At 72.6% G+C, this 23,741-nt stretch carries 22 protein-coding genes and 1 tRNA gene; 5 read left to right on the top strand and 18 right to left on the bottom strand.

Annotated features, from left to right (window positions below):
* Positions 1 to 124: 124 nt before the first annotated feature.
* Positions 125 to 1,021, bottom strand: coding sequence for a MarR family winged helix-turn-helix transcriptional regulator (locus ACIQTO_RS30370; protein WP_380576937.1), 897 nt, complete (start codon positions 1,019 to 1,021; stop codon positions 125 to 127).
* 393 nt (positions 1,022 to 1,414) lie between these two features.
* On the opposite strand from ACIQTO_RS30370, the gene fabG reads away from it, so the two are divergent.
* Entirely contained in the window at positions 1,415 to 2,182 is a 768-nt protein-coding gene (gene fabG / locus ACIQTO_RS30365; protein ID WP_402394650.1) for a 3-oxoacyl-ACP reductase FabG, read from the top strand.
* Positions 2,183 to 2,414: 232 nt separating this feature from the next.
* Positions 2,415 to 3,200, top strand: a complete 786-nt coding sequence (locus ACIQTO_RS30360; protein WP_402394647.1) for a phosphatase PAP2 family protein — start codon at positions 2,415 to 2,417, stop codon at positions 3,198 to 3,200.
* Here ACIQTO_RS30360 and ACIQTO_RS30355 read toward each other — a convergent pair.
* On the bottom strand, positions 3,151 to 3,339 hold the full coding sequence (locus ACIQTO_RS30355) for an I78 family peptidase inhibitor (protein WP_402394644.1): 189 nt from the start codon (positions 3,337 to 3,339) through the stop codon (positions 3,151 to 3,153). The two genes, ACIQTO_RS30360 and ACIQTO_RS30355, sit on opposite strands and share 50 nt — an antisense overlap.
* A gap of 74 nt (positions 3,340 to 3,413) precedes the next feature.
* On the opposite strand from ACIQTO_RS30355, the gene ACIQTO_RS30350 reads away from it, so the two are divergent.
* Complete coding sequence (locus ACIQTO_RS30350) at positions 3,414 to 3,686, top strand: DUF6343 family protein (RefSeq protein WP_402394641.1); 273 nt, start codon at positions 3,414 to 3,416, stop codon at positions 3,684 to 3,686.
* 67 nt (positions 3,687 to 3,753) lie between these two features.
* On the opposite strand, the gene ACIQTO_RS30345 is transcribed toward ACIQTO_RS30350, so the two are convergent.
* From ACIQTO_RS30345 to ACIQTO_RS30275, 15 genes are all read right to left on the bottom strand, one after another.
* Positions 3,754 to 5,160 (bottom strand): aspartate aminotransferase family protein, encoded by a 1,407-nt coding sequence (locus tag ACIQTO_RS30345; RefSeq protein WP_402394638.1) that lies wholly within the window; start codon positions 5,158 to 5,160, stop codon positions 3,754 to 3,756.
* Positions 5,150 to 7,060 (bottom strand): 1-deoxy-D-xylulose-5-phosphate synthase, encoded by a 1,911-nt coding sequence (gene dxs / locus ACIQTO_RS30340; protein WP_402394636.1) that lies wholly within the window; start codon positions 7,058 to 7,060, stop codon positions 5,150 to 5,152. The genes ACIQTO_RS30345 and dxs overlap by 11 nt, the downstream gene beginning before the upstream one ends.
* Positions 7,061 to 7,152: 92 nt before the next feature.
* Positions 7,153 to 8,178, bottom strand: coding sequence for an adenosyl-hopene transferase HpnH (hpnH, locus tag ACIQTO_RS30335; protein WP_380576930.1), 1,026 nt, complete (start codon positions 8,176 to 8,178; stop codon positions 7,153 to 7,155).
* Between the two features lie 2 nt (positions 8,179 to 8,180).
* Positions 8,181 to 8,873, bottom strand: a complete 693-nt coding sequence (locus ACIQTO_RS30330) for a 1-hydroxy-2-methyl-2-butenyl 4-diphosphate reductase (RefSeq protein WP_402394633.1) — start codon at positions 8,871 to 8,873, stop codon at positions 8,181 to 8,183.
* Entirely contained in the window at positions 8,870 to 10,987 is a 2,118-nt protein-coding gene (gene shc / locus ACIQTO_RS30325) for a squalene--hopene cyclase (RefSeq protein ID WP_402394630.1), read from the bottom strand. Before shc ends, ACIQTO_RS30330 begins: the two co-directional genes overlap by 4 nt.
* Before the next feature lie 7 nt (positions 10,988 to 10,994).
* Positions 10,995 to 12,083 (bottom strand): polyprenyl synthetase family protein, encoded by a 1,089-nt coding sequence (locus ACIQTO_RS30320; protein ID WP_402394628.1) that lies wholly within the window; start codon positions 12,081 to 12,083, stop codon positions 10,995 to 10,997.
* A 134-nt stretch (positions 12,084 to 12,217) separates the two neighbouring features.
* Positions 12,218 to 13,651 (bottom strand): hydroxysqualene dehydroxylase HpnE, encoded by a 1,434-nt coding sequence (gene hpnE, locus ACIQTO_RS30315; protein WP_402394626.1) that lies wholly within the window; start codon positions 13,649 to 13,651, stop codon positions 12,218 to 12,220.
* Positions 13,652 to 13,796: 145 nt separating this feature from the next.
* Positions 13,797 to 14,654: a presqualene diphosphate synthase HpnD gene (gene hpnD, locus ACIQTO_RS30310; RefSeq protein ID WP_380576959.1), complete on the bottom strand. Its 858-nt coding sequence runs from the start codon at positions 14,652 to 14,654 to the stop codon at positions 13,797 to 13,799.
* Positions 14,655 to 14,695: 41 nt separating this feature from the next.
* A complete protein-coding gene (gene hpnC, locus ACIQTO_RS30305) occupies positions 14,696 to 15,643 on the bottom strand; it encodes a squalene synthase HpnC (protein WP_402394773.1) in 948 nt (315 codons plus the stop codon).
* Between the two features lie 343 nt (positions 15,644 to 15,986).
* The gene (locus tag ACIQTO_RS30300; RefSeq protein ID WP_402394624.1) at positions 15,987 to 16,796 is read right to left on the bottom strand and encodes an ABC transporter ATP-binding protein; all 810 of its coding nucleotides are present in this window, start codon (positions 16,794 to 16,796) and stop codon (positions 15,987 to 15,989) included.
* The gene (locus ACIQTO_RS30295) at positions 16,789 to 17,730 is read right to left on the bottom strand and encodes an ABC transporter permease (RefSeq protein ID WP_402394621.1); all 942 of its coding nucleotides are present in this window, start codon (positions 17,728 to 17,730) and stop codon (positions 16,789 to 16,791) included. Before ACIQTO_RS30295 ends, ACIQTO_RS30300 begins: the two co-directional genes overlap by 8 nt.
* Positions 17,731 to 17,923: 193 nt before the next feature.
* Positions 17,924 to 18,769, bottom strand: coding sequence for a glycosyltransferase family 2 protein (locus ACIQTO_RS30290; protein ID WP_402394770.1), 846 nt, complete (start codon positions 18,767 to 18,769; stop codon positions 17,924 to 17,926).
* A 65-nt stretch (positions 18,770 to 18,834) separates the two neighbouring features.
* The gene (locus ACIQTO_RS30285) at positions 18,835 to 19,572 is read right to left on the bottom strand and encodes a CDP-alcohol phosphatidyltransferase family protein (protein ID WP_402394768.1); all 738 of its coding nucleotides are present in this window, start codon (positions 19,570 to 19,572) and stop codon (positions 18,835 to 18,837) included.
* Positions 19,573 to 19,663: 91 nt separating this feature from the next.
* Entirely contained in the window at positions 19,664 to 20,725 is a 1,062-nt protein-coding gene (locus ACIQTO_RS30280; protein WP_402394618.1) for an iron-containing alcohol dehydrogenase family protein, read from the bottom strand.
* Complete coding sequence (locus ACIQTO_RS30275) at positions 20,713 to 21,468, bottom strand: sugar phosphate nucleotidyltransferase (RefSeq protein ID WP_402394615.1); 756 nt, start codon at positions 21,466 to 21,468, stop codon at positions 20,713 to 20,715. The genes ACIQTO_RS30280 and ACIQTO_RS30275 overlap by 13 nt, the downstream gene beginning before the upstream one ends.
* Positions 21,469 to 21,934: 466 nt before the next feature.
* Here ACIQTO_RS30275 and idi point away from each other — a divergent pair, with 466 nt between their 5' ends.
* Complete coding sequence (idi, locus tag ACIQTO_RS30270; RefSeq protein ID WP_402394612.1) at positions 21,935 to 22,588, top strand: isopentenyl-diphosphate Delta-isomerase; 654 nt, start codon at positions 21,935 to 21,937, stop codon at positions 22,586 to 22,588.
* An 8-nt stretch (positions 22,589 to 22,596) separates the two neighbouring features.
* On the opposite strand, the gene ACIQTO_RS30265 is transcribed toward idi, so the two are convergent.
* Positions 22,597 to 23,064, bottom strand: a complete 468-nt coding sequence (locus tag ACIQTO_RS30265) for an ATP-binding protein (protein ID WP_402394766.1) — start codon at positions 23,062 to 23,064, stop codon at positions 22,597 to 22,599.
* Positions 23,065 to 23,574: 510 nt separating this feature from the next.
* Here ACIQTO_RS30265 and ACIQTO_RS30260 point away from each other — a divergent pair.
* Positions 23,575 to 23,659: transfer RNA gene (locus ACIQTO_RS30260), tRNA-Leu, on the top strand.
* The last annotated feature ends 82 nt before the right edge of the window (positions 23,660 to 23,741 follow it).

The raw sequence follows: 23,741 nt of genomic DNA, 5'->3' as shown, positions 1-23,741 counted from the left end.
GTGAGCGCGGCTCCGGCGCCGCGCTCCTGAACGTCCGTCAATACCGAAGGCCGCCTTCCCACATTCGGGTCGGCGGCCTTCGGTACGTTGGCGAATCGTTTTGGCTGGAACTCGAAGGCGGAGCCTAGAGTCTGGCCGCCTTGGCGATCAGAGCCATCGCGGGTTCGTGCTCGTCCTCGTCCAGCGGAGCGAGCAGCAGCCGCTGGACGTGGGCGACGCCCGCCGCCGAGCGGTGCAGCAGGTCCTGACCCGCCGGCGAGAGCGACAGCAGGTTGCGCCGCCCGTCCGAGGGGTCGCGCCGGCGCTGCACCAGGCCGCGCCGGACCAGCCGGCTGACCATCTCGGCCATCGTGGCCTTGTCCAGCGAGGCCAGCTCACCGACCGTGCGCTGGTCCGCGCCCGGTTCCAGTTCGAGGGCGTCGAGCACCGCGTACTGCGGCGCCGTCAGCTCCGAACCGACGTGCTCCGACCAGAGCTTGGTGTGCACCTGCTGGCTCACCCTGATCAGATAGCCGATCGCCCGCTGGGCGTCCAGCATCGGTCGCGCGTCGGTGAGGACGGCGACCGCGGCGGGTTCAAGCCTGGCTATCTTGGCCATCACCCGGACAATCTCCAGCTGCTCCTCGGCCACGAGCGGCTCGAAGAGCGTGCGCTGCACACGGACCACTCCGCCGGTGGCCTCGCGCACCGCCTGTGCGCCGCTCTGCGAGAGAGCGAGCAGTTTGCGCCGGCCGTCGGCCGGATCGCGGCGTCGCAGCACCAGGCCGCGCCGGACCAGCCGGGCGACCATCTCGGCCATCGTGGCCTTGTCCAGCGAGGCGCGCTCGCCGACCGTCCGCTGGTCAGCACCCGGTTCGAGGGCGAGGACCAGCAGAACGGCGAACTGCGGAGCCGTGAGATCGGCTCCGACGTGTTCGGACCACAGACGGGTGTGTACCTGCTGTGCAACGCGGATCAGGTGCCCGGGCGACTGCTGCAGTCGCGCGGACACGCGGGTCGTCGGGATCTCCCCCAGCACCATGTATCCGTCCCGATGTCACACCCGGTGTGTGTGGGACACCCGGGTGGGGCAGTAACGGCGAGTGGGCGTCCCGCTGTGAGGGAGGGCGCTCCAGCCGTGCAGCCGGTGGCTGCTGGCGGACACTATACAAACGGCAGGCCCTCGCTGGCAGGCGGGGGCGGATAGTAGACGCAGGTTCGGCAACATTGGCATATTTACGCGCCGTGCCGACCCGTCGGTAACCCGTTCGCCGGAGAAAGCCGACCGGCCGGTCCTTACCCTCGGTCACCTGCGTCTTCCGCCCTGGCCGCGCACCCTACTCGCCGGTAGGGTATGGCCCACTCAGCGGTCCACCCTCCGCCGGGCGACTCCTCGGGAGCCTCCCGGCGAGATCCGAGAGAGACGAGAGCGAGCATGACCGAGCAGAGCACCGCACCCAGGGTCGCCGTCGTCACCGGCGCCGCGCGCGGTCTGGGCGCCGCCACCGCCGAGCGCCTGGCGGCCGACGGCTACGCCGTCGCCGTGCTGGACCTGGAGGAGACGGCCGGCAAGGACGTCGTCGACCGGATCACCGCCGCCGGCGGCCGGGCCCTCGCCGTCGGGGCGGACGTCTCGGACGCCGGACAGGTGCAGGCCGCGGTCGACCGGATCACCGCCGAACTGGGCGCCCCGGTCGTCCTGGTCAACAACGCGGGCGTCCTGCGCGACAACCTGATCTTCAAGATGTCCGAGTCCGACTGGGACACGGTCATGAACGTTCACCTCCGCGGTGCCTTCCTGATGACCCGCGCGGTGCAGAAGCACATGGTGGACGCCGGCTTCGGCCGCGTGATCAACCTGTCCTCGTCCTCGGCCCAGGGCAACCGCGGCCAGGCCAACTACTCCGCCGCCAAGGCCGGCCTCCAGGGCTTCACCAAGACCCTGGCGATCGAACTGGGCCGATTCGGGATCACCGCCAACGCCGTCGCCCCCGGATTCATCGCCACCGACATGACGGCGGCCACCGCCGCCCGGGTCGGGATGGAGTTCGAGGAGTTCAAGCGCGCCGCCGCCTCGCAGATCCCGGTCCAGCGGGTCGGCGTGCCCGAGGACGTCGCCAACACCATCTCGTTCCTGGCCGGCGAGGGCGCCGGATTCGTGTCCGGCCAGGTCATCTACGTGGCCGGCGGCCCGCTCGACTGACCCGACGAACCTACACAGGGTTACCACGGAGTGGGAACCGGCGAGGCCGGTCTCCCACTCCGTTCGCTCGGCCGGCCCAGGGGAATGCCTGATCGAAAACCGCTCAGAAAAGCGATAGGAGAACATCGGAAAATCGGACGGGAATGACGGCGATCCGGTCATTCAAACGCCTCCCCGAAGAATTCCGAATCCTGCCGGGAGCCGCGCCGACCCGCTGGGTAGGGTCACCGGCGTGCAAGCGCCGAGTGAATTGCGAGAGAACCCGACCACCCGCCGCAAGCGCCCACGCCGCACCCCCGGAGAACCCCGTCGGTCACCGCCCGGCCGACGGTGGACCGGCCTGCTGGCCCTCACCGCGCTCGGCTATCTGGTCGTGGTGGTGGGCGTCCTCCTCGACACCCCGCTGGTCGACCTCGACTGGGCCGTGGGCCTCGCCCGCCCCTACGAACGGTGGCCCCACCTGGAGCCGCTGCTCGACAACTGGGTGGTGGCCGGGCAGCGCGGCCCGTCCGCCGTCGCCGCCTTCGCCTGGCTCGGCTGGCGGGCCCACCGGCTGCGGCGGCTGCGCCCGCTGCTGGTGATGGGCGCGGCGCTGCTGCTGCTCAACGTCACGGTCGGCACGGTGAAGATCGTCACCGGCCGGCTCGGCCCGCACTACGCCCACTACGTCGGCTCGCCCGAAGTCTTCTCCGGCGGCACCATATTCCCCTCCGGGCACACCGCCAACGCCGTGGTCACCTGGGGAGTGCTGGCCTACCTGGCGGTCCGCTGGCGGCGCTGCGGCGCGGCACTCGCGGGCGCCACCGCCGCCTCGGTCGGGCTCACCACCGTCTACCTCGGCACCCACTGGGTCACCGACGTCCTGGCCGGCTGGGCCGCCGGCCTGCTGGTGCTGCTCGCGCTGCCCCTGCTGGAACCCCTGGTGCACGGCGTCGAGGACCGGATCGCCCGGCGGCGCGGGCCCGCGCTCACCCCTCCCAGCTGCGTTCCACCACCCCGTCGCGCACCGCGAGGTTGAGCCGCCCCTCCCGGTGGTCCATGGTCATCATCGCCCCGGGCGGCAGCACCCGGACGGATGCCCAGCCGTGCCGACGGGCCAGCTCCTCCGCCCGCTCCACCCGCAGCCCCGCGTAGCCCTCCGCGTCCGCTTCCGACATCGGCCCTCCCCCGCTCGCACCCGGACGTACGCTGGAATCGTAGACCGCACCCGGCCGACGGGAGGTGCACGGGTATGCGAGCCACCACGCCGCGGCGCTGGAAGAGCGGCACCGAACCCAGGACCGCCCGGAGCGACCTCAAACTGCGCTATCTGCTCTCGCTGACTTTCACGCCGCTGTTCGCCATCGCCACGGTGGCCTTCGCGGTGTGGGCCGCCAACGCTCCGGCGTACGGCGCTCCCAGCCGGGGCACCCTCACCGGATTCGCCGTGGCCTGCGGAATCCTCACCCTGTTCGCCGTCGTCGATCTCGTCGTGGTCATCCGGCGCCGCCGGACCGAGCTCTGACGCGGTATCTCCCACGGAGTGGGAAGTCGGCCCGTCCGACTTCCCACTCCGTCGTCCCCACGCCCGCTCAGCGGTTGCCGACCGCCTGCTTCACCAGCGTCCGCCCGAAGTCCCACATCAGGCCGCTCCCCCGGTGCGCGTCGTCCATCACATCGGTGAAGGCGTCGATGAACCGGTCCACGTCACGATCGGTGATGATCAGCGGCGGGATCAGCTTGATCACCTCCAGGTGGTCGCCGGAGACCTGGGTGAGGATCCGGTGCCGCTGCAACAGCGGGACGACCACCATCTGCGCGAACAGGCCCTTGCGCGCCGCCTGCAACGCCGTCCACCCGGTCCGCAGCTTCAGCGACTTCGGCCGGCCGAACTCGATCCCGATCATCAGCCCGCGACCGCGGACCTCGGCCAGCAACTCGTACCGGTCGACCAGCGCGGTCAACCGCTCCCGGAACCGGTCCCCGACGGCGCGGGCGTTCTCCACCACCTTCTCGTCCCGCATCACCTCCAGGGTCGCCAGGCCCGCCGCCATCGCCTGCGCGTTGGCGCCGAAGCTGGCCGAGTGCACCAGCACCCGGTCCATCGAGGAGTAGACCTTCTCGAAGATCCAGCCCTTGCCGAGCGTCGCCCCGACCGGCACGTAGCCGCCGGAGAGCGCCTTGGCCGCGCAGACCAGGTCGGGGAGCACGCCCTCCTCGTGCTGGTAGGCGAAGAACTCCCCGGTCCGGCCGATGCCGGTCTGCACCTCGTCGCAGATCAGCAGCGCCTTGTGCTCGTGCAGCAGTTCCTGCGCCGCACGCAGCCAGCCCGGCGGCGGGGCCTGCACGCCCTTGCCCTGGACCGGCTCCACGATCAGCGCCGCGACATCACCCTTCTTCAGCTCCTTGGCCAGCGCCCCTAGGTCACCGAGCGGGATCGCGGTGTCCGGCAGCAGCGGGTCGAAGCCCTTGCGGAAGCCGCTCTCGCCGTTGACCGAGAGCGAGCCGGTGGTCAGCCCGTGGAAGGCGTGGTCGGCGTAGAGCACCCGCCGGCGGCCGGTGGCGTAGCGGGCGAACTTCAGCGCCGTCTCCACCGCCTCGGTGCCGCTGTTGCCGAAGAAGACCCGGTCCAGCCCGGGCGCGTGGGCGAGCAGTCGCTCGGCGAGCAGGCCGGGCAGTGGCGAACAGTCGAACCGGACCAGGTCGGGCAGGCCGAGGTCCATCACCTGCTGGACCGCCCCGCGCACCACCGGGTGGTGGCGGCCCAGCGCGAAGATGCCGAAGCCGGCCAGCATGTCGAGGTACTCGTTCCCCTCGGCGTCGTAGAAGTACTGGCCCTCGGCGCGCTCGTAGTACTTGTCGAAGCCGATGGTGTGCAGCATCCGCGGCAGCTGCGGATTGAGGTAGCGGCTGTGCAGCTCGTACCGTTCGCCGCCGCGCTCGGCGAGCAGCGCGGCGAGGTCGAAGCGGGCTTCGGTGCGGTCGGGGTCAGCCGGCATGGCGCTGGTTCGCTCCTCTGGTCGGTAGCAGGTTCTTGGCGAAGGCAGCGGTCTGCGCGGCGACCCCGGTACCGGTCAGGCCGGTCTCCTCCAGGATCTCGCCCCGGGCGGCGTGGCCGAGGAACTCCTGCGGCAGGCCGAGCACCCGCACCGGGACGTCCACGTCGGCGTCCCGCAGGGCCTGGGCGACCGCCGCACCGACACCGCCGGTCCGGCCGTTGTCCTCGACCGTGACGACCAGCCGGTGCGCGGCGGCCAGCGCGGGCAGGGCCGGGTCGACCGGCTTGACCCAGCGCGGGTCGACGACCGTCGCGGTGAACCCCTCGGCCAGCAGCAGCCGCGCCGCGTCCAGCCCGGCGGCCGCCGTGGTGCCCACGGCGACCAGCAGGATCTCCGGCAGCTCACCGGTCCGCAGCAGCACGTCGACGCCGCCGATGCGCTCCACGGCCGGCACGGCCGGCCCGATGTTCCCCTTCGGGAACCGCACCACCGTCGGCGCGTCCGCCACGTCCACCGCCTCACGCAGCTGGGCCCGCAGCTGGTCGGCGTCGCGCGGGGCGGCCAGCCGCAGACCGGGGACGACCTGCAGGATCGACATGTCCCACATGCCGTTGTGCGAGGCGCCGTCCGGCCCGGTCACCCCGGAGCGGTCGAGCACGAAGGTCACGCCCAGCCGGTGCAGCGCGACGTCCATCAGCACCTGGTCGAAGGCCCGGTTGAGGAAGGTCGCGTACACCGCGACCACCGGGTGCAGCCCGCCGGTGGCCAGCCCGGCCGCGCTGGTCACGGCATGCTGCTCGGCGATCCCGACGTCGAAGATCCGCTCCGGGTAGGCCTTGGCGAACTTGCCCAGCCCGACCGGCTGGAGCATCGCGGCGGTGATCGCGACCAGGTCCGGCCGCTCCGCGCCGAGCCCGAGCATCTCCTCGCCGAAGACGGACGTCCAGGAGACCCCGTCACTGGGCGAGATGGGCAGGCAGGTGTACGGGTCGATCGGGTTGACGGCGTGGAAGCGATCCGCCTCGTCCTGCTCGGCCGGGCCGTAGCCGCGACCCTTCACGGTCAGGCAGTGCACGATGACCGGGCCGCCGAAACCGCGTGCCTGACGCAGCGCCTGCTCCACCGCGCCCACGTCGTGGCCGTCGATCGGGCCGAGGTACTTGAGCCCGAGGTCCTCGAACATGCCCTGCGGGGCGAAGGCGTCCTTGAAGCCCTTCTTGGCGCCGTGCAGCGCGTCGAAGATCGGCTGCCCGACCAGCGGGGTGCGTTGCAGCGCCCCCTTGCCGAGGGCGAGGAAGCGCTCGTACCCCTGGGTGGTGCGCAGCGTGGCCAGGTGGTTGGCGAGGCCGCCGATGGTCCTGGCGTAGGAGCGCTCGTTGTCGTTGACCACGATGACCAGCGGCCGGTCCCGGGCCTCGGCGATGTTGTTGAGCGCCTCCCAGGCGAGCCCGCCGGTGAGCGCCCCGTCACCGATCACCGCGACGGTCTGCCGGTCGTACTGGCCGAGCAGCCGGGCCGCCTTGGCGAGGCCGTCGGCGTAGGAGAGGGCGGTGGAGGCGTGCGAGTTCTCGACCAGGTCGTGTTCGGACTCCGCGCGCGAGGGATAACCGGACAGGCCGCCTCTGGAACGCAGTTTCGAGAAGTCCTGGCGACCGGTGAGCAGTTTGTGGACGTAGCTCTGGTGGCCGGTGTCCCAGACGATCCGGTCGTACGGCGAGTCGAACACCCGGTGCAGCGCGATGGTCAGCTCCACCACGCCGAGGTTCGGACCGAGATGGCCGCCGGTCCGGGTGACGGCGTCGATCAGGAAGGCGCGGATCTCGTCGGCGAGGAGCGGGAGGTCGGCGGCCGGGATCTTCCGCAGGTCGGCCGGGGACGTGACGCCGGAGAGCAGTGACATGTGTTCACCTCACGACTCGGAGCAGTACGGTGGTGCCCCCCTGTGGCGGGTTCGCCCGGCACGGGGGCGTCCCCGTGCCGGGCGGAGCGCGGTCAGCGGCCGCGGTTGGCGCCGACGGTCTCGCTGAGCGCGCGCAGCGACTCCTTGAGCGAGCCCATGGTGGCGAGGACGGCGGTCGGCTCGTAGCCGCAGTGCGCCATGCAGTTGGCGCAGCGCGCGTCCTTGCCGCGGCCGTACTTCGACCAGTCGGTCTTCTCGATCAGCTCGCGGTAGGTGGGCACGTACCCGTCGGCCATCAGGTAGCAGGGGCGCTGCCAGCCGAAGAGCGAGTAGTTGGGGATGCCCCAGGCGGTGCACTCGAAGTCGACCTTGCCCTCCAGGAAGTCCAGGAAGAGCGGGCTGTGGTTGAGCCGCCAGCGCCGCCGGTTGCCGCCGGAGAACGTCTTGCGGAAGAGCTCCCTGGTCTGCTCGACGCCGAGGAAGTGCTCCTGGTCGGGCGCCTTCTCGTAGGCGAACGCCGGGGAGATCATCATCTCGTCGACCTTGAGGTCGTCGTTGAGGTAGTCCAGCACGTCGATGATGGTCTGCGGGGTGTCGGTGTTGAAGAAGGTGCTGTTGGTGGTGACCCGGAAGCCGCGCCGCTTGGCCTCCTTGATCGCCTCCACCGCCTCGTCGAAGGTCCCCTCCTTGGCCACCGAGGCGTCGTGCCGCTCGCGCAGCCCGTCGATGTGCACGGTGAAGGTGAAGTAGGGCGAGGGGGTGAACTTGTCCAGCTTCTTGCGCAGCAGCAGCGCGTTGGTGCAGAGGAAGACGTACTTGCGACGCGCCACCAGCTGGCGGACGATCTCGTCGATCTGCGGGTGCATCAGCGGCTCGCCGCCGGCGATCGAGACCATCGGGGCACCCGACTCCAGCACCGCGCCGACCGCCTGGGCGACCGGCATGCGCTGCTTCAGCACACCCGCCGGGTGCTGGATCTTGCCGCAGCCCTCACAGGCGAGGTTGCAGGCGAAGAGTGGTTCCAGCTCGACGATCAGCGGGAACTTGTCCCGTCGCTTGAGCTTCTGCTGCATGAGATAGGTGCCGACCCGCACGGTCTGGCGCAACGGCATGGCCATGGCTAGCTCGCCTCCTGGGGGAGCGTCGAGGGTGTGGGGTGGTTGAGGGTCGCGGACACCGGGCCGCCCGGCCGGGCCCGGCTCTGCTGGTGCCAGTCGACCAGCGCGGGCACGGTGGCCCGCAGGGTGCGCCAGGCGCGGACGCCGGCCGGCAGGGTGCCCGGGCGCAGCAACTCGCGCTCGGGGGTGTCGACCACCACCCGCAGGACGGCGGCGGGCAGTGCCGGGCGGATCTCCTGGAGGGCGGCGAGGACCGCGGCGGCCTCCATGTCGACGGCGAGCGCGCCCTGCAGGTGCAGGGCGCGGCGCTCCAGGCCGCGAACCACGTGGTCGGCGGTGTGGTGGACCCCGGTGTGGGCCGTCAGCCCGCGCGAGGTCAGCGCCCGGCTGAGCCCGGGCCCGGAGTCGACCGCGAAGAGGTTCCCCTCGGCATCGCGCACCCCGTCCGCAACGATCACGTCACCGGGTGTTATTCCCGGGGCGACGGCGGCGCCGAATCCGGCCACCACGACGGCGCCGTAGCCGCCGGGGACGGCGGTGAGCAGTCGTCTGACGGTGTGGGAGGCCCGGCGGCGGCCGACGCCGGTGCGGACCAGCACCGGCGGTCCGCCGGCCGCGCCGCGCCAGTCCCCTCCGCGCAGGGCCCAGACCTCGGGGCCGAGCGCGCAGAGCACCAGCAGGGGGGCAGGCTTCACCGGGCCGCCCCGATCGCCGGGCTGCCGGTGGCAGGGGTGCCCTTGGCGCCGGGGGCGGTGTCCCGGCCGGTGGCGGGGCTGCCGTGCAGGTACCGCCCGAGCGCGGTGACCGGGAAGACCAGCCGGTAGAGGTGGTAGTTGATGGAGAAGTCCCACGGGAACCCGGTGCCGGTGAACTGCGGCTCGTCCCAGGTGCCCTCGGGCAGCTGGGTGCGGACCAGCCAGTCGACGCCCCGCACGACCGCCGGGTTGGCCCGGCCCTCCGGCCCCTCCCCGGCCGCGAGCAGCGCCATCAGCGCCCAGGCGGTCTGCGAGGCGGTGGAGTCGCCGCGCCCGGCCCAGCGGGCCGGGTCCTCGTAGGAGCGCATGTCCTCGCCCCAGCCGCCGTCGGTGTTCTGCCGGTCCTCCAGCCAGCGGACGGCGCGCCGGATCGCGGGGTGCTCGTCCGGGACGCCGGCCGCCACCAGGGCGGGCAGCACCGAGCCGGTGCCGTAGATGTAGTTGGTGCCCCAGCGGCCGAACCAGGAGCCGTCGGCCTCCTGGTTGCGCAACAGCCACTCCACGCCCCGGCGGGTGCTCGGGTCCTTGCCCCGGCCGACCTCGGCGAGCATCTCCACCACGTGGGCGGTGACGTCGGCGGACGGCGGGTCGACCACCTCACCGAAGTCGCAGAACGGCAGCTTGTTCGGCAGGGTGCTGGTGTTGTCGACGTCGAACGCGCCCCAGGCGCCGTTCTTGGACTGCATGCCGAGGTTCCAGCCGACCCCGCGGTCGACCGCCCCGCCCACCTTGGCGGGGTCGGGGTGGGCCACCCGGCGCAGGGCGAGCACCACCTCGGCGGTGTCGTCGATGTCGGGGTAGGTGTCGTTCTCGAACTCGAACGCCCAGCCGCCGGGGGCGAGCGAGGGCCGCTGGACGGACCAGTCGCCGCGCCGGGTGATCTCCTCGGCGAGCATCCAGTCGACGGCGGAGACCAGCGCCGGGTGGTCGGCCGGCAGCCCGGCGTCGGCCAGCGCGATGGTGGCCAGGCAGGTGTCCCAGACCGGGGACTGGCAGGCTTCCAGCCAGCGCCGGCCGTCCTCGGTGTGCACGGTGAAGCGGTCGAAGGAGGAGAGCCCCGCCTGCATCACCGGGTGCTCCAGCTCGTAGCCCTCCAGGTGCAGGGCGATCAGCGAGTAGACGGCGGGCGGCTGGATACCGCCCCAGCAGCCGTCCGCCTCCTGCCGCTCGACGATCCAGCGGCAGGCCTGCGAGAGGGCGAGCCGGCGCAGCGGGCGCAGCGCCCGGCGGTGGTAGGCGTGCAGCACCTTGTCCAGGCGTTCGAAGACGCCGTCCCAGGTGGTGGCGGGCGCCAGCGGGCGCTCGGGGAAGGGCTGCTCCGGGTCGGTGTGCAACTCGGTCAGCGGGAAGGGCGCGGGCCGCACCGGGCGGTGGGCCGAGACGATGGTGAGCGGCACGATGGTCTGCCGGGCCCAGCAGCCGAAGGCGTAGATGTTCAGCGGGAGCCACTTGGGCAGGAAGATGATCTCCGGTGGCATCTCGGGCAGCCGTGCCCAGGGCCACCAGCCGAAGAGTGCGAGCCAGATCCGGGTGAAGACCCGGGCGGCCGCGATGCCGCCGGCGGACCGGACGTAGCGGGCGGCGGCGAGCATGTGCGGGGCGGCGGGGTCGTCACCGGCGAGCTTGAGGGCGACGTAGGCCTCGACCGTGGTGGAGAGCTCGGCCGGTCCGCCGTGGAAGGTGGACCAGGTGCCGTCCTCCCGCTGCTGGGAGCGGATCCACTCCGCGGTGGCCTTGGTCTGCTCCTCCGTCCGGATCCCGAGGAACTGTCGGAGCAGTAAGTCCTCGGCGTCCATGGTGACGTTGGTCTCCAGGTCGCCCTTCCACCAGCCCTCGGAGCTCTGCAGCGAGAGCAGGTGGGTGGTGGCGCGGGCGAGTGCCTCCTCGGCCGAGACCGGACCGTCCTGCTCCTGGTCGGGCCGGTCGGCCGCACCGGCCTCGGGCCCCGCGGGCTGCCACCGCCCGGCGCTCAGCAGCGCCGGGGGGCGGTCGCCCACCGCGACCGGCTCGGAATCGTACTCAGGGTCGAGCCGGCCGTCCGCGGTTGCTGTCAACGTAACGTCACCTCTCTCGTACCACCACGAATTCGGCGAGTGCGACGAAGTGCTCGCGCACCACATCGGGCATGGGCACCTCGTCCAGGGCGGCGAGGGCAGTCGTGTGCTGGCGGCGGGCCTCCTCCTGGGTCCAGGCGCGGCCGCCGGCCTCCTCGATCAGCGCGGCGCGGGCGGCGAGCTCCGGCTCGCTCTCCTCGCCGCGCCCCGACGGGTCGGCCAGCTGTTCGGCGAGCCGGCGCGAGGCCGCGCCGCCCTCGGCGAGCGCCGCGGCGACCGGCAGGGACTTCTTGCGCTGGCGGAGGTCCCCCCAGTGCGGCTTGCCGGTGACCTCGGTGGCCCCCCAGATGCCCAGCAGGTCGTCCACCGCCTGGAAGGCCAGGCCCAGGTGGTGGCCGTAGCGCTGGAGGGAGTCCGAGACCCGGTCGTCGGCGCCGGCCAGGACGGCGCCGATCGCGGAGGCGGCGGCGAGCAGGGCGGCGGTCTTGCCGCCCTCCATCTCCAGGCACTCGGCGACGGTGACGGTGTCCCGCTGTTCGAAGGCGACGTCCATGGCCTGGCCGTCGATGAGCCGCCGGGTGGCGGTGGTGAGCAGGCGGACGGCGCGCGCGGCGTCCGTGGGGCTCGCGCCACCGGCGGTGGCGGCGTCGAGCAGCACCTCCGTACCGAGCGTAGCCAGGGCGTCACCCACCAGGATCGCCTGGGCCGGTCCGAAGACCGTCCAGGCGGTGGCCCGGTGCCGTCTGGTCTCGTCACCGTCCATCAGATCATCATGGAGCAGGGAGAAGTTGTGCACCAGTTCAACGGCGACCCCACCCGGCACACCGGCCTCCGCCGGGGCACCGACGGACTGGGCCGAGAGCAGGGCCAGCGCGGGGCGCACGGCCTTGCCGCCGTCCCCCGCGACAGGCGTGCCGTCCCGGTCGATCCAGCCGAAGTGGTAGGCCGCGACGGTGTCCATCGGTGCGGCCAGACGGGCGGCGGCGGCCCGCAGCGGCGGGGTGCAGAGCGTGCGGCTGCGGGCGAGCAGCTCCGGCACCGAGACCGGTTCGGCGTGCGCCGTGCCTCCGACGGCAGTGCCGGTGCGTGACTCCACGTGCGTTCCCTCTCCCTGGTGGTGCCGGGCCGCACGGGACGGCCGGGCGCTTGCGATGTCGATGAGACCGGTGCGGCCGGCGGCGGGGCGGCCGGATCTCGCGGGGTCGCCGGGGCCGGCGGTGGGGCCCTGCGTCACCTGGGCCACCTCCCGTCGCCCCGGTCCACCGGAAGCCGGGTGCCGGCGCCGGCGAGTGCCGCGTCGGCCGCGGCGTGGCCGCTGCGAACGGCACCTTCCATGGTCGCGGGCCACCCGGTGGCCGTCCACGCGCCGGCCAGCAGCAGGCCCGGGACGTTCGTCCGGGCCGGCGGGCGGACGGCCGCGGTGCCGGGGGCCGGGTCGAAGGTGGCGGTGCGCTCGCGGGTGACGAAGAAGTCCAGCACCTCGGCCCCGGCGGCGGCCGGGAGCAGGCGGGCCAGCTCGGGCAGGTAGCGGCGGCGCAGCTCGGCCACCGGCAGGTCGATCTCGTCCTGGACGGCGGACTGGGAGAGCGCCAGGTACTGGGCACCGGGGTGGGCCCGGCCCAGCTCCGTCCCGGCCAGCCCGGAGTGCGGGGTGCGGTCGAAGACCCACTGCACCGGCGAGCCGAGCGCGGCGAAGAACGGGCGGCGCAGCACCTCGCGGTCGTAGACCACGTGCACGTTGAGGATCGGCGCGGTGCCGAAGTCGGCCAGCCGGTGCTGGGCGTCGACGGCGTCGGGCGGCAGCAGGGCGGCCGCGGTGTCCTGGGCGCCGGCCAGCACCACCGTGTCGGCGGCGAGCAGCTCGCCGCCCTCCAGCCGGACGGCGTGCTGCGGTGCGGACGGCTTGACCTCGGTCACCCGGGCGCGCAGCAGCACCGTGACGCCGGCCCGCTCCAGCTCGGCGAGCGCCCGGTCGTGGTGGATCACGCCGAGCGGAACGGCGGCCATGCCGATGTCGGAGGCGCCCGGGTCGGAGAGCAGGCCGGTCTTGAAGACCATCGCGGCCAGCGCCAGTGACACCTGGCCGGCCCGGGCGTTCAGGGTGGCCACGCCCACCAGGTCCCAGAGGGCGGCGAGGGTGCGCTCGTTCTGCCCGTTGCGGCGCAGCCAGTCGCCGAAGGAGACCGAGTCCAGCGCCGGGTCGGCGAGGTCGAGGCCCTGGAGGGCGAGCGCGCCGCGGACCACCCTCGCGCGGTCGGCCGCGCTCAGGTGCGGGTAGCGGGCCAGGCTGGCGGCCAGGTGCAGCGGCACGGGCAGGCCGGCCCGGCGGAGCCGGCCGAGCGTGCGCACCGGTGCGTCGGCGGGCCCGGACACCCCGAGCACCGGGATGTCCAGCCGGTCCTGGAGATGGACCAGCCGGCCGGCCCCGAGGCGGTCGAGCAGGCCCCGGTAGGCCGTGCAGCAGCGCAGGTAGACGTGCTGGCCGTTGTCGACGGTCAGCTCGCCGCGCTGGAACGAGAAGGCCAGGCCGCCCAGCCGGGGGCGGCCCTCGACCAGGGTGACCCGGTGGTCGGCCTCGGCCAGCCGGAGTGCGGCGGTGATGCCGGCCAGGCCGCCGCCGACCACGACAGCGGCCGGGCGCGCGGCATCGGCTCGCCCGGTCATCGGCCCTCCCCCTCGCATCCGGCGCCCGACCCGGTCCTGGCCGGGGCGCTCGTGGTCAACACGGTGTAGCCCAACACGGTGGTCAACACGGCTCTACCCATAAGTGATTCCCCGCTGACACAGCGTGACAGAACTGCGGCGAGAATCAAGAACGCCCCCCGGCGAGCCCGGAAAGCGCCACGTACGCCTTCTCCCAGCCCGGCAGCGAGACCCGGCCGCGCAGGACGGACTCCGGGTCGGCCGCGATCCGGCCGAGCAGCCGGTGGTAGATCCCGGCCATCGCCGCGGTGCAGGCCCGGCTGCGGCGGTCGAGCATCGGCAGCAGCCGCAGGCCCTCCTCGAAGGCCGCCTGGGCCCGGGCGGCCTCGAAGGCCACCAGGCCGGTGAAGTCGGCGCCGACCGCCGGCCGGGGCAGCGCGAAGCCCTGCTCGCAGCCGAACCGGGCGAGGTCCTCGGCGGGCAGGTAGGTGCGGCCGTTGAGGGCGTCCTCGCGCAGGTCGCGCAGGATGTTGGTGAGCTGGAGCGCCAGGCCCAGGGTGTCGGCGTAGCGGGCCCCGCGCTCGGGGTCGTCGCAGCCGTACACGCCGAGCGAGAGCCGGCCGATCGCGCCGGCCACGCAGCGGCAGTAGACCTTGAGCTCCTCGTACGTCTGGTACTCGGCGCCCTTGAGGTCCATCTCGACGCCGTCGATCAGTTCGTCGAAGCCGCCGAGCGGGATCGGGAACCGCCGGGCGGTGTCCGCCAGCGCGACCTTGATCGGGTCGGTGTCGTCCTCCGCGACCGAGCCGGCCCGGATCTCGTCCAGCAGCTCGCGCGTGCGCAGCAGCGCCTCGGCCTTGCGATCGGCCGGGAGCTCGCCGTCGCCGATGTCGTCGACCCGCCGCGCCAGGGCGTAGAGGGCCGACATGGCCAGCCGCTTCGGCTCCGGCAGCAGGCGGATGCCGTAGCTGAAGTTGCGGGCCTGCAGTCCGGTGACTGCCTCGCAGTAGCGGTACGCCGCCATGACCTGCGCCGACGCCAGTGGTGATGCCGCCACTCGGGCGTTCACCTTCCCTTCGCGAAGATGGCCGCCGCCCGCACTGCGAGGCGGCGCTTGTCCGGCTTCGTCTGCTGGGCGAGCACGTCGTACCCGGCGTCCTCGACGGCTGCCAGGGCCGCGTACCCGCCGGCGGTGAATCCCGCCAGGAGCAGTCGAAGCCTCCCCCGAACCGTACCTACCAATGGCGCGCCGCGGTCCAGCAGGGTGCGGGCCCGGTCCACCTCGTGGGCGATCAGCTCGCGCACCGCGCGGCCGGCGGCCGGGGCGGCGAGGTCCGTCTCGGTGACGCCGAAGCGGGCCAGGTCCTCGGCCGGGAGGTAGATCCGGCCGCGGGCGAGGTCCTCGGCGACGTCCTGGATGTGCTCGACCACCTGGAGGCCGCTGCAGACGGCGTCGGAGAGCTCGATCCGCTCGGGGGTGGCGACGCCCGCGATGCCCAGCACCAGGCGGCCGACCGGGTCGGCGGAGAGCCTGCAGTAGCCGATCAGGTCCTGGTAGGTGGCGTAGCGGGCGGTGGTCTGGTCCACCCGGTTGGCCTCGATCAGACGGCGGAACGGCTCCGGGGTGAGCGCGTGCCGGTCGACCAGCGGGACGAGCCCGCGCATCAGCGGGTGGCGGGGGGCCTCGGCGGACCCGGGACGCAGGGCGGTCTCGAAGACCCGGTCGAGGTCCCGCTCCAGCCCGTCGAGCAGCGCGAGCCGGAAGGCGACCTCCGCCGGACCCGGCGGGCCGGACTGGGCCGAAGGAGTGGCGGGGGGCCGCCCGGCCACCCCGAGCAGCCGGGCGGCGCCGGCCGGGTCGGCCAGGTCACCGTCGCCGGCGTCGTCCACCAGCCGGGCGAAGCCGTAGACCGCCATCAGGTCGTCGCGCCAGGCGGCGGGCAGGAAGAAGGGGGCGACCGGGAAGTTCTCCGCGCTCGCCTTGTCCAGCGTCTCTCCCGCTGAACCGTCCACCGCCCCGTCGCCGGGCCGGGACTCACTACTGGGCTGGGCCGAAGCCGACACTGCTGTCACTCCCCCGTTCTACACCGCTCGGTACGACCGGCCCGAGTCGGACACGCGTCCGATATCGGGGGTCACCTCCGACACACCACCCCCGCGCCTTACAGCCTGACACCACCGGCCGCGCCGGAGAAGGGCGCCCCACCCGGCGCGCGGGGGCGCTCACCCGCCCAGCGGCGGGCCACCCGGGCTACCCCGGGGTCGCCGCGGGGGACCGGGCCGGGGGTGGGCGAACGACGGAGGGCCGGTGACCGGGCTGCCCCGGTCACCGGCCCTCCGTACGGGGCCCGCGGTGCTACGGCCGGTCGCCGCGCTCGTAGCGGCTCACGACCTCCTCGGTCGGGCCGTCCATCACCAGCTCGCCGGCCTCGATCCAGATGGTCCGCTCGCAGACCTCGCGGATCGAGCTGTTGTCGTGGCTGACCAGGAAGACCGTACCGGCGGACCCGCGCAGCTCGTCGATCCGCTTCTTGCTGCGCTGCTGGAAGGCCTGGTCGCCGGTGGCCAGCGCCTCGTCGATCAGCAGCACGTCGTGGGTCTTCGCCGCCGCGATGGAGAACCGCAGCCGGGCGCCCATGCCGGAGGAGTAGGTGCGCATCGGCAGGGAGATGAAGTCGCCCTTGTCGTTGATGCCCGAGAACTCGACGATGTCGTTGTAGCGCTCGCGCACCTGGGCCGGGGTCATTCCCATCGCCAGGCAGCCGAGGACGACGTTGCGCTCGCCGGTGAGCTCGTTCATCAGCGCCGCGTTGACGCCCAGCAGCGAGGGCTGGCCGTTGGTGTAGATGCCGCCCTTCTCGGTCGGCAGCAGGCCGGCGATGGCGGCCAGCATGGTCGACTTGCCGGAGCCGTTGGAGCCGATCAGGCCGATCGCCTCGCCCTTGTAGGCGGTGAAGCTGATCCCCTTGACGGCGTGCACCTCGCGCACGCCGGAGGAGCGCTTGCGGCTGACGATGCGGCTGATCGCGGAGGTCGCGCTGCCCTTGCCGGAGCCGGCGCCGTGCACCCGGTAGACGATGTGGACGTCGTCGACGACCACGGTGGGCTCGCGGGCGACGTCGGCGTCCCGCACGGTCAGTCCCTTTCGCAGGTCGGTGTCAGCCACGGCCGTACTCCTCCTCGGCCTTCCAGAAGAAGACGTATCCGATCACGAACATTCCGACCGCCCAGAGGATGCCGTACGTCCACTGGTGCGGCGGGAGCACCTGGTGCTGGGGGACGTGCTTGTTGTAGATGACCGGCGCGAAGGCGTGCCGGAGCAGGTCCATGTAGACCGAGGCCGGGTTGAACTGCATCACCTTCTGCCAGAACTCCGGCCAGGTGCTGATCTTGTCCTGGATGCTGAACATCACGCCGGAGAGGAACATCCAGGCCCGCATCGCGAACGGGATGAGCTGCGAGATGTCACTGGTCTTGGCACCGATCCGGGCCATCACCAGGGCCACCCCGGTGTTGAACAGCGACTGCAGGAGGAGCGCCGGGACCACGGCCAGCCAGGTGCGGCCGGGCTCGATGCCGCTGGCCAGCACGACGCCGACCAGCACGACCATCGAGATCAGCAGCTGCTGGAGCTGGATCACCGTGAAGGCGATCGGCAGCGAGGCACGGGGGAAGTGCAGCGCGCGGATCAGCCCGAGGTTGTCGGAGATCGCCCGGGTGCCGGACTGCACCGCGTTCTGGGTGAACTGGAAGACGAAGACACCGATGCACAGCCACGCCGTGTAGGTGCCGTCCGGGAAGCCGTCCTTGCTCTTCAGGATCACACCGAAGACCAGGTAGAACACCGCGCAGTTCAGCAGCGGGGTCACGACCTGCCAGAGCTGGCCGAGCTTGGCGTCGGTGTACTGGGCCACCAGGCGGGCGGTGGCGAAGGCCCAGATGAAGTGCCGCCGGGCCCACAGCTGCTTGGAGTAGGTGATCAGGCCGGGCCGTCTGCCGCTGACCGCCAGACCGTACTTGTCCGCAAGCTGCTTGGGGGTCAGGCCCGCGTCTGCCCCCCTCGGGGCCGAGAGGCTGACGGATTCACTCACTGTCGACACATTCGTCCTTCGCGCGGGATCGGGTCGGGGCGGGCCGGTCGGCGGGGGTCCGCCGGCCTTGCGCCGAGGGGGATCCACTCGGATCACGGGGGAGAGTCCGGCCGGTGCGTGCTCACCGGCCGCTGCGATCGGACGACCGTACGACGTCTGAACCGTACGGTTCAAATCACCGTAGGGCCGCCCAACCATACGATCAGATGACCGGTGGCCGGCCCAGCCTGGTCAGTCGCCAAACGGTACGCCATCGCATGGGCCGACGCGTACCGCAGGATTCGCGCCAGCCCGCCCGGAACCCGCCCCACCAGGCCTTCAGCGCCTCCGGGGAGGGGCGGCGGGCCAGGGTCAGCAGGAACCAGGTTCCCAGGTAGAGAGGCACGAACAGGGCCGGAAGGTTCCGTCGGGCGAGCCACACCCTGTTGCGGGCCACGTTGTGGAAGTACGAGGCGTGCCGGGCCGGCGAGGTGGTGGGGTGGTGCAGCACCACGTCGGCCCGGTAGTCGATGCCCCAGCCGGCGTCCAGCGCGCGCCAGGCGAGGTCGGTCTCCTCGTGCGCGTAGAAGAACTCGGCGGGCAGCTGGCCGGCCTGCTCGAACACCGCGCAGCGCACGGCGCTCGCGCCGCCCAGGAAGGTGGTCACCCGGGAGGAGCGCAGCGGGTCGCTGGCGCGCAGCCGGGGGACGTGCCGGCGCTGGGTGACGCCGGTGTCGGGGTCGGCGATCCGGAAGCTGACGATGCCCAGCTCCGGGTCGGCGGTGAAGGCCTCGCGCAGCAGGCGGGCCGAGTCGGTGCCCGGCAGCCGGCCGTCGTCGTCCAGGAACAGGACGGCGTCGACCTCCCGGCCGTCCTTGCCGAACAGCTCGATGCCGACGTTGCGGCCCCCGGGGATGCCGAGGTTCTCCGGCAGCTCGACGCTGCGCACGTCCGCCGGGAGCGGCGGCAGCGGGGCGCCGTTGGCGACCACGGCCAGCTCGACGGCCGGGCCCTCCTGGGCACGGACCGATTCGATCAGCGCGTTCAGCTCGGCCGGGCGGTTGCCCATCGTGATGATGACCGCGCCGAGCCGGAAGGTGTCGGCGGCGGCCCGCACCGGGCCGGTCACGGCGCTCACCGGAGCCTGCTGGAGAGGACGATGCTCAGCAGGTGCAGCACGGTCTGCAGCATGGCGATCGCGGCCAGCACGACCACCGCGAGCCGGGTGAAGAACAGCCCGCCGTGCACGGCGTCCGCGACGCCCGCGGCGAGGATGAGCAGCGAGGCCTCGACCGCGCCCACCAGGCGGTGGAACTTGAGGAAGGCGGCCGCCCGGCGGGCCTTGGCCACACCGGACGAACGCGGCACCGAGGCGCTGTCCTCGACCGCCGTCAGACCGCTGCGGGCCCGGGCCACGTCCACCAGGTCCGTCTCGGACTTGATCAGGATGGCGCCGAGCGCGGCCAGCGTGCCGAGGAAGGCCCACTCCCAGTGGGCGGCGGTGCCGGCCCGGTGGAAGAGGTCGCAGCCGCGCAGGCCGAGGCCGGTCAGCAGGGCCGCCTCGGACATGTAGTGGCCGACCCGGTCCAGGTAGACGCCGGTGAGCGAGGTCTGCCGGCGCCAGCGGGCGACCTCGCCGTCCACGCAGTCCAGCAGCAGGTAGACCTGGATGAGCAGGGCGCCGAGGACCGCGCCGGCGAGGCCGGGGACGATCAGCGCGACCCCGGCCAGGATGCCGGTGACCATCATCAGATAGGTCAGGCCGTTGGGTGTGATCGCCGTCACGGTGGAGAGCACGCGGGTGATCCGCAGCGAGATCCGCCGCATGTAGAGGCGGCCGGCCCAGTGCTCCGCACTGCGGCGCTGGAGCATGCCCTCCGGGTGGATCACCGCGCGCAGTTCCTCGACGGAGGGGCGGCGGGTCAGATCCACCGGGGCCGGGGGCGAGCCCTTCGTGGCGGGGTCAGCTGTTGACGGCTTGGACATAGTCGGCGTACGCGTCCCTGATCGCTGAGGGGGAGAGGTCGAGGTGCTCAAGAATGGTGAAGCGGCCCGGGCGGGTATTCGGAGCGTAGTGCACCGCTTCGGTGAACTCCGCCTCGGTGAAGCCGATCTGAGCTGCGGTCACCGGCAGGCCGTGGCGCGCCAGGCGCTCCACGATCAGACCGGTCAGCTCGCGCTCGCCCCGCAGGAAGCTGGCGAAGGCGGCCCCGAGGCCGACCTGTTCGCCGTGCTGGGCGGATCGCTTGGGATACAGCACGTCCAGGGCATGCGAGATCTCGTGGCAGGCGCCCGACGAGGGCCGGGTACTGCCGGCGATGTTCATCGCGATGCCGGACAGTACCAGGGCTTCGGCGAGCGCCGTGAGGAGGTCCTGATCCTGAAGGTTTCCTGGGTGCCGCAGCAGGTTCTCGCCCGCCGAACGGGCCATCGCCACAGCCAGTCCGTCCACCGGCTCGCCGGTCTCGACCTGGGACAGCTCCCAGTCCGCGCAGGCCGAGATGTTGGAGATGACGTCGCCTATGCCCGCCGCCACGAAGCGCGGCGGGGCCTGCCGGATCACGTCGAGGTCGACCACGATGCCGATCGGACCGGGGACCCCGTAGGACCCCCGCCCGGCATCGTTGTCGAGGGTCGAGACCGGTGAGCAGATGCCGTCGTGGGCGAGGTTGGTGGCGACCGCGACCAGCGGCAGCCCGACCCGGGCCGCCGCGTACTTGGCGGCGTCGATGATCTTGCCGCCGCCGAGGCCGACGATCGCGTCGTAGTGGCCGCCGCGCATCGCGTCCGCCAGCCGCACCGCGCTGTCGAGGCTGCCGTCGTCGACGTTGTACCAGTCGGCGCCCGGCAGGGCGGGCTCCAGCCGCTCGCGCAGCACCGCGCCCGAGCCGTTGCTGATCGCCACCGCGATCCGGCCCGAGGTGGAGAGCCGCTGGTCCGCGAGGATGCCGCCGAGCGCGTCCAGGGCGCCCGGCCGGATCTCGACGAAGACCGGCGACGGCACCAGCCGCGTCAGTACTGGCACGCGATCTCCCGCGCCTTGGCCAGGTCGTCGTGGTTGTCGACCTCGACCCAGGAGACCTCGCCGATCGGCTGCACGTCGATCCGCAGGCCGCGGTCGACCATCTCCTGGTAGCCGTCCTCGTAGTACAGCTGCGGGTCGCGCTCGTACGTGGTGAGCAGCGCGTCGGTGAGGTCGGCGGCGGCGGACGGGTTGATCACGGTGAGGCCGATGTACTCGCCGGTCGCCTCGGCCGGGTCCATCAGCTTGGTGATGCGCCGCATGCCCGCGGCCGGGTCGACGACGACCTTCATCTCCTCGTCGGCGAGCTTCTTCACCGTGTCGAGGGCGAGCAGGATGCCGGGGGCGCGGCCCTCCCCGGTGAGCCGCAGGTTGCCCTCCAGCATGGTCCGCTGCACGGAGGCCGGGTGGACGGTGTCGCCGTTGGCCAGCAGCAGGCCCTCGCCGAACAGCTCGCGGGCGCACCAGAGGGAGTAGGCGTTGTTCCACTCCTCGGCCTTGTCGTTCTCGACCAGGGTGAGCTTCACGCCGTACTTCTGCTCCAGGGCCGCCTTGCGGTCCTGGACCGCCTCCTTGCGGTAGCCGACGACGATCGCCGCCTCGCGCAGGCCCACCTCGGCGAAGTTGCCGAGGGTGAGGTCCAGGACGGTCCGCTCCCCGTCGACCGGCACCAGCGCCTTCGGCAGGGTGTCGGTGTACGGGCGCAGCCGGCGGCCGGCGCCGGCTGCCAGAACGAGGCCGATCATGCGGGGTCTCCTGATCCGTCGTGCTGTGCTGATCCGTCGGGCCGCGCGCCGCTGCCGACCGTCGGGCTGTGCGCTGCCGCAAGCCGCCGGGCCGTGCGCCGCCGCAATGCCGTCGGGGTGGCGCGCCGGTGCCGGCGAGGATGCGGGCACCGTGTCGTATGTGATGGTAGGCGACCGCGACGACCAGCCCGAACGCGGCCGGGGCCCGGGCGGGCGCCGGGCCGGGCCCCGGTGAAGGAGCGGTGCCGCCGAGGTGGCGGTTCTCCCCCGCACACCAGCCGAATCGAACGCACGCCGAACGAATTCCGAACACCCCTGCTAATCCGGCGCCCATTCCGATGCCAGGAATGGTCCGGGAACGGTCATGATCCGCCCGGTTGTGTGTGGGACGCCTGCGGACCGCCACCCGTACGGCAGACTGGGGCACGACGCCACCGGTGCTCCCATTGCCCCCGAAAGAGGCCTCATGCCCCAGAGTCCGCCGACCAACCCGACGCACTTCACCTCGGAGATCGACACCGGTCTCGACGTGGAGACCGACGTGTCGGCCGACCCCGGAGCCGCGGCCGGTGCGCCCGCGGGCGCCGAGATCCTGCTGGAGCTCGTCGACGACGAGGGCGTCACCACCGGCACCGCCGAGAAGCTCTGGGCCCACCAGCAGCCGGGCCGGCTGCACCGGGCCTTCTCGGTGTTCCTCTTCGACCGCCAGGGCCGGCTGCTGCTCCAGCGCCGCGCCCTGGGCAAGTACCACTCCCCCGGCGTCTGGTCGAACACCTGCTGCGGCCACCCGTACCCCGACGAGCCGCCGTTCGTCGCGGCCGCCCGGCGCACCGCCGAGGAGCTGGGCGTCGCACCGGCGCTCCTCTGCGAGGCCGGGACCGTCCGGTACGACCTGCCGGACGAGGCCTCCGGCCTGATCGAGCGGGAGTGGAACCACCTGTTCGTCGGCCTGGTCACCGCCCCGGTCGAGCCGAACCCCGACGAGGTGGACGACTTCGCCTTCGTGTCCGCGCAGGAGCTGCGCGAGCTCCAGGAGGACCGGCCGTTCTCGGTCTGGTTCCGGACCGTCTTCGAGGCCGCGCTGCCCGGCATCCGCGAGATCGCCGGCCGGGACTGGTAGCCCGCCCGCTACCGCACGTCCCCGGGGGGGACGGGCAGCGAGGCCCAGACCACCTTGCCGCCCTCCCCCGTCCGCTCCACGTCGCAGACCCCGCCGGCCTGGAGGGTGACGCTCTTCACCAGCAGCAGCCCCCGCCCGCCGGTTCGTCCGGCGTCGCTCTCCAGGGCCTTCGGCCGGTACGGATCGCCGTCCTCGACCGACACCCGTACCCAGCCCGAGCCGACCGTGAGCTCGGTGGTCACCTCCGGAGACAGCTCGGCGGCGTGCGTCACGGCGTTGCTCACCAGCTCCGAGACGATCAGCAGCAGGTCGTCCACCAGCTCCTGGTAGCGCACCCCCGCCATCCCCTGCGCCAGCAGCCGGTCCCGCACCGCGTGCCTGGTCCGCGGCACCGAGGCCTCCACCGCCGGCACCGGGAAGCGCCACACCCCTTCGACCGGGCCGGTGGGCGCCCGTGTGGCCCGGAGTGCCGGCAGCTGTGCGACTCCGGCCGCCGGGGCGATTCCCGGCAACTGTGCTACTCCGGCGACCGGGACGGTTCCCGGCACCGGCGCGCCCCCCGTCGGTGTGACTCCCATCGGTGCGACTCCCGGGCAGCCGGGAACGTTCTCCACACGTCTCGGCTCGGCCTCCGCCGCCTCGCTGATCTGCTCCACGTCCAGCCGCCCTTCGTCCGCGACCCCGGGAATCAGGCGTTCCGCTCATGGCGCCCTCGGTCCACAGAGGCTAGGAGAGCCGCCAGTGGCACGGTCGCACCGTCGACAACTTGCCCGTGTCGGACCACTCCAGCCCGGTTCCGACCGCACGCCGCTCCCAGTCCGACCGTTTCCCGCCCCGGAACCACCGCTTCGCTCACCCCTGCGACCCGTCCCCGCCACCCCGGTGGTCCCGACCGGGGAAACGCAGGTGAGAAGCACTCCAGAACCCTGGTAATGTTCTCTCTGTCGCCAAGGGGGCGAGCAAAAAGCCCCCGAAGCACACACCCCGTCCGGGTGGCGGAATGGCAGACGCGCTAGCTTGAGGTGCTAGTGCCCTTTATCGGGCGTGGGGGTTCAAGTCCCCCCTCGGACACAGAACAATTCCCCGTGGGAATCTCGAAAGAGATCCTGCGGGGAATTTCTTTTTGCCCCGAACCGCAGCTCCGCCCCGAACC

Origin of the sequence: Kitasatospora sp. NPDC091207 (assembly GCF_044768625.1) — a bacterium.
Taxonomy (GTDB): Bacteria; Actinomycetota; Actinomycetes; order Streptomycetales; family Streptomycetaceae; genus Kitasatospora.
This window is presented reverse-complemented; position numbering and strand designations above follow the sequence as displayed.

What these genes read in the sequence shown, in the direction of transcription:
- ACIQTO_RS30370 (WP_380576937.1), bottom strand. Translation starts at nt 1,021, where the DNA reads ATGGTGCTGGGGGAGATCCCGACGACCCGCGTGTCCGCGCGACTGCAG.
- fabG (WP_402394650.1), top strand. Translation starts at nt 1,415, where the DNA reads ATGACCGAGCAGAGCACCGCACCCAGGGTCGCCGTCGTCACCGGCGCC.
- ACIQTO_RS30290 (WP_402394770.1), bottom strand. Translation starts at nt 18,769, where the DNA reads ATGGGCAACCGCCCGGCCGAGCTGAACGCGCTGATCGAATCGGTCCGT.
- hpnE (WP_402394626.1), bottom strand. Translation starts at nt 13,651, where the DNA reads ATGACCGGGCGAGCCGATGCCGCGCGCCCGGCCGCTGTCGTGGTCGGC.
- ACIQTO_RS30350 (WP_402394641.1), top strand. Translation starts at nt 3,414, where the DNA reads ATGCGAGCCACCACGCCGCGGCGCTGGAAGAGCGGCACCGAACCCAGG.
- ACIQTO_RS30355 (WP_402394644.1), bottom strand. Translation starts at nt 3,339, where the DNA reads ATGTCGGAAGCGGACGCGGAGGGCTACGCGGGGCTGCGGGTGGAGCGG.
- idi (WP_402394612.1), top strand. Translation starts at nt 21,935, where the DNA reads ATGCCCCAGAGTCCGCCGACCAACCCGACGCACTTCACCTCGGAGATC.
- dxs (WP_402394636.1), bottom strand. Translation starts at nt 7,060, where the DNA reads ATGTCACTGCTCTCCGGCGTCACGTCCCCGGCCGACCTGCGGAAGATC.
- ACIQTO_RS30285 (WP_402394768.1), bottom strand. Translation starts at nt 19,572, where the DNA reads ATGCTCCAGCGCCGCAGTGCGGAGCACTGGGCCGGCCGCCTCTACATG.
- ACIQTO_RS30345 (WP_402394638.1), bottom strand. Translation starts at nt 5,160, where the DNA reads ATGCCGGCTGACCCCGACCGCACCGAAGCCCGCTTCGACCTCGCCGCG.
- hpnH (WP_380576930.1), bottom strand. Translation starts at nt 8,178, where the DNA reads ATGGCCATGCCGTTGCGCCAGACCGTGCGGGTCGGCACCTATCTCATG.
- hpnD (WP_380576959.1), bottom strand. Translation starts at nt 14,654, where the DNA reads ATGGCGGCGTACCGCTACTGCGAGGCAGTCACCGGACTGCAGGCCCGC.
- ACIQTO_RS30275 (WP_402394615.1), bottom strand. Translation starts at nt 21,468, where the DNA reads ATGATCGGCCTCGTTCTGGCAGCCGGCGCCGGCCGCCGGCTGCGCCCG.